The sequence below is a fragment of the Streptomyces sp. genome, from assembly GCF_050698815.1.
GTDB lineage: Bacteria > Actinomycetota > Actinomycetes > Streptomycetales > Streptomycetaceae > Streptomyces.
Map to the genome: position 1 here is coordinate 1 of NZ_JBOHCV010000166.1, position 3304 is coordinate 3304.

At 69.4% G+C, this 3304-nt stretch carries 3 protein-coding genes; 2 read left to right on the forward strand and 1 reads right to left on the reverse strand.

Annotated features, from left to right (window positions below; genetic code table 11):
- On the forward strand, positions 1-218 hold a 218-nt coding region (locus ACRDP3_RS06290), incomplete at its 5' end, for a hypothetical protein (protein WP_431515822.1).
- A 3-nt stretch (positions 219-221) separates the two neighbouring features.
- Here ACRDP3_RS06290 and ACRDP3_RS06295 read toward each other — a convergent pair.
- The gene (locus ACRDP3_RS06295; protein WP_431515824.1) at positions 222-1418 is read right to left on the reverse strand and encodes a YncE family protein; all 1197 of its coding nucleotides are present in this window, start codon (positions 1416-1418) and stop codon (positions 222-224) included.
- A 331-nt stretch (positions 1419-1749) separates the two neighbouring features.
- Here ACRDP3_RS06295 and ACRDP3_RS06300 point away from each other — a divergent pair, with 331 nt between their 5' ends.
- Positions 1750-3225: a 3' terminal RNA ribose 2'-O-methyltransferase Hen1 gene (locus ACRDP3_RS06300; RefSeq protein WP_431515823.1), complete on the forward strand. Its 1476-nt coding sequence runs from the start codon at positions 1750-1752 to the stop codon at positions 3223-3225.
- The last annotated feature ends 79 nt before the right edge of the window (positions 3226-3304 follow it).

The window sequence follows — 3304 nt, forward strand, 5'->3', positions numbered from 1 at the left end:
TGCTCGGCCTGCTCGACCGGCTCGTCGACGCCGGCAAGTCGGTCATCGTCATCGAGCACCACCAGGCGGTCATGGCGCACGCCGACTGGATCGTCGACCTGGGCCCCGGCGCCGGCCACGACGGCGGCCGGATCGTCTTCGAGGGCACACCCGCCGACCTCGTCGCCGACCGCTCCACCCTCACCGGCGAGCACCTCGCGGCCTACGTCGGCACCTGACGGTCACGCACGGCCGGGGCTGGTCCAGTCGGCCGGCACGTGGGCGATGCGGACGCGCTGCGGGTGGTCTCCGACGGGCACCGAGACCGTCTTCTTCCCGGTGGCGAAGTCGATGGCGGTGACCTGGTCGCTTCCGCTCTCCGAGATGACGCAGGACTTGCCGTCGCCGCTGACCGTCGCCCAGTACGGCTTGGAGGCGGTGACCAGGGGGCCTTCCTTCAGGGTGTCGCGGTCCACGACGGTGGCGTAGTCGTCCATGGTTCCGGCGACGCAGAGTTTGTCGCCCCCCGGGCTCATCGACATGCCGTGGTGGCGGGAGTCGTTGACCCAGGTGGTGCGGTCCTCGCTGGTGTCGGGGTTCTTGGGGAGGGTCTTGTCGCGGGTGATCTTGTCGCCGGCGACGTCGTACTCGAGGAAGCCGTTGTAGAAGGAGACCTGGAAGTAGAGCTTGGATTCGTCGGGGGTGAAGGCCACCGGCCGGACGGCGTCGGAGAGGTCCTTGCGGCCGAAGGCGTCGAGCCGCTCGCGCATGTCGATGACCTTGACCGCCTTGAAGGTGGCCGCGTCGACGACGGTGATCTTGCGGTCGCCCTTCGTCCAGTCCAGCCAGGGTTCGTCGGTGGCGGTATGGACGTCGCCGATGGCCATGTTCCAGATGTGCTCGCCGTCGGCGGTGAACACGTTCTCGTGGGGCTTGTCCCCGGTCTTGAAGGAGCCGGCTTCCTTCCCCGTGGTGATGTCGAGGACGTGGACGGTGTTGGATGTGGAGGCGGAAACGGCCACGCGCTCGCCGTCGGGGGAGACCGCCATGTGGTCGGAGCGGTAACCGGACACGGGGAAGCGCCAGTTGAGCTTCCCGGTCGCCACGTCGATGGAGACGACGTCGGCGAAGCTCGGGCGTGAGACGACCATGGCCTTCCCGTCGGGGGTGGAGTACATGTCGTCGACGAACTGGTCGTGCCCCTCGCCCGGTCCGTTGCGGATGGCCAGGAAGTAGATGAGCTTGACCGGATCGGCGTGGATCTCGTCCAGGCGTTCCTGCTTGTCGGGGATCACGTTGATGCGTCCGAGCTTCTCGAAACCGCCGCTGGACTCGATCACGTCGGCGGTGCCGTCCCAGTTGTTGCCGACGAACATCACTTCCCGCAGATCCGCGGTGTCCGGGGCCGCGTTGGGCGTGGCGGCCGCGCCGCCGGTCATGGCGGCAACGACCGCGAATGCGGTGGCGAGGGCGATCGGCAGTCGGCGCCCATGGCGGCGTGTGTGCGCCGCGTCCGGTGACTTGAGGGCTGCGGCCTCGGTGTCCGCGTGCTGCTTCCTGGATGCGGGCATGGCTCTCCTTCGCGTAGCGACTCTGTCTGCGCTGAACTGCGAGCTGTTGAGGTGACCATGAGCATGCTCAGATCGGGCTACCGAAGGTAACCACGGGCCCACGGTTGTTCAACCCCCTCGCACGTCAGGCCCGGACGGGCGGTGCGAAGGGGCCGAAAAGCAGTAGGGGACGAGGCCGGGAGCCGGGATACTCGATCGGGTGTTCTTGACGATCGGCACCACAGGCAACGACGGCAGTCCGGCGACCGACCTGGGATTCCTGCTGCACAAGCATCCCGAGAAGGCGCAGCGGTTCTCCACGTCGTACGGGGACGCGCACGTCTTCTACCCCGAGGCGTCGGTGGAGCGCTGCACCGCGGCACTGCTCCTGGAGGTCGACCCGGTGTCACTGGTGCGGCGCGGGAGGGGGAAGGGGCGTGGCGGTGCTCCCGACTCGGCGCTGGCGCAGTATGTGAACGACCGCCCGTACGCGGCGACTTCGCTCCTCGCGGTGGCACTGCGGACCGTGTTCGCGAGTGCCCTGAAGGGACGGTGCGAGGCGCGACCGGACCTCGCCGCCCGTACGCTGCCGCTGCGGATCGAGGTGCCCGCGCTGCCCGCGCGCGGCGGTCCCGGCCTGGTGCGGCGGCTGCTCGAACCGCTGGGGTGGAGCGTCGAGGCAGAGGCGGTGCCGCTGGACGAACGGTTCCCCGAGTGGGGCGAGTCGCGCTACGTGACCCTCGTCCTGACCGGGGAACAGCGGCTGTCGGACGCGCTGCGTCATCTGTACGTCCTGCTGCCCGTACTGGACGACGCGAAGCACTACTGGGTGGCCCCCGACGAGGTGGACAAGCTGCTGCGCGCCGGTGAGGGCTGGCTGGCCGGCCACCCGGAGCATGCGCTGATCACCCGTCGCTATCTGTCGCGGCGAGGAGCGTTGACGCGGGACGCCCTGGAGCGGCTCGAGCTGGCGAGACTCGCGGAGGCCGACGACACCGAGGCCGAGGACTTGGACAACGCGGTCGACGAGGCCGCGGACACCGAAGAGAAGCCGGTGCCGCTGGCGGTGCAGCGGCGCGAGGCGATCCTGGAGGCCCTGCGTGACACCGGGGCACAGCGGGTCCTCGACCTGGGCTGCGGTCAGGGACAGCTCGTCGGCGCGCTGTTGAAGGAGAGCCGGTTCACCGAGGTGCTGGGTGTGGACGTGTCGATGCGGGCGCTGAACGAGGCGGCCAGGCGGCTGCGCCTGGAGCGGATGCCGGAGCGGCAGGCGGCACGGGTGAAGCTGATGCAGGGTTCGCTCGCGTACACCGACGGGCGGCTGAAGGGGTACGACGCGGCGGTGCTGAGCGAGGTCGTCGAGCATGTGGACCTGCCGAGACTGCCCGCGCTCGAGCACGCGGTGTTCGGTGCGGCGAGGCCGGCGTCGGTCGTGGTGACGACGCCGAACGTCGAGTACAACGTCACCTGGGAATCCCTGCCGGCCGGACGGGTACGCCACCCGGACCACCGATTCGAGTGGGACAGAAAGCAGTTCCGCGCCTGGGCGGAAGGCGTCGCGGACCGGTACGGCTACGACGTGGAGTACCGGCCGGTGGGCGATGAGGACCCCGGTGTGGGCCCGCCGACGCAGATGGCGGTGTTCCGGATCACGGGTGAGCGCGACGTGCGCGACGTACAGGAGGGCTCACGATGAACGGCACCCCGGACGTTCTCGGCATACCGGACCTGTCCCTGGTCGTCCTGATCGGCACGACGGGCTCGGGCAAGTCGAC

What these genes read in the sequence shown, in the direction of transcription:
- ACRDP3_RS06295 (WP_431515824.1), bottom strand. Translation starts at nt 1,418, where the DNA reads ATGACCGGCGGCGCGGCCGCCACGCCCAACGCGGCCCCGGACACCGCG.